This is a genomic window from Mycobacterium sp. NAZ190054 (assembly GCF_001545925.1).
In the GTDB taxonomy this organism is placed as follows: domain Bacteria; phylum Actinomycetota; class Actinomycetes; order Mycobacteriales; family Mycobacteriaceae; genus Mycobacterium.
In genome coordinates, this window is sequence record NZ_LMVQ01000520.1 from 1 (window position 1) to 626 (window position 626).

At 61.0% G+C, this 626-nt stretch carries 1 pseudogene; it reads left to right on the plus strand.

Annotated elements, in window-relative coordinates:
* Positions 1-120 precede the first annotated feature (120 nt).
* Positions 121-626 (plus strand): annotated as a pseudogene (locus ASJ79_RS25260) (IS1380 family transposase); the annotation flags it as partial.

The following is a 626-nucleotide window of genomic DNA, read 5'->3' on the forward strand; positions in this document are numbered from 1 at the left end:
CCTCGATCCACCGATGGATTGCCTGGATAGGCGGGTGTCGGTATAAGGAAAGTGCCTTCTGAGCTGGGATGATTGGTGTTCCTTACGCAACAACCGTCCAAGTTCGGAAAGGCACTTCCAGTGCAAGTGTCCCATAGCTTTGCCGCGGCGTCGGCGGTCTTTGATGACGATCATCTCGTGTCGTGTGCCGGGCTGGTCCCGGTGATGGCCTTGGCCGCTCAAACACGCCTACCAGAACTGTTGGCCGGCAAGGTGCACATCGCCGACCCGCGGATCACGTCCGGATCGGCCAACCCGTCACCGAAGTTGACCACGGTGATCGCCGGTATGTGCGCCGGCGCGGACAGTATCGACGACCTTGATCTGGTGCGCTCCGGTGGAATGAAAACCCTCTTCGACGGTGTGTACGCTCCATCAACAATCGGAACCTTGCTGCGGGAGTTCACCTTCGGACATGCCCGACAACTCGAGTCCGTGCTGGGTGAGCACCTGGGGGCACTGTGCGAGCGCGTCGCGTTGCTGCCCGGTGCCGATACCCGGGCGTTCGTCGACATCGATTCACTACTGCGGCCGGTCTTCGGTCACGCCAAACAAGGTGCCAGCTACGGCCACACCAAAATCGCCGG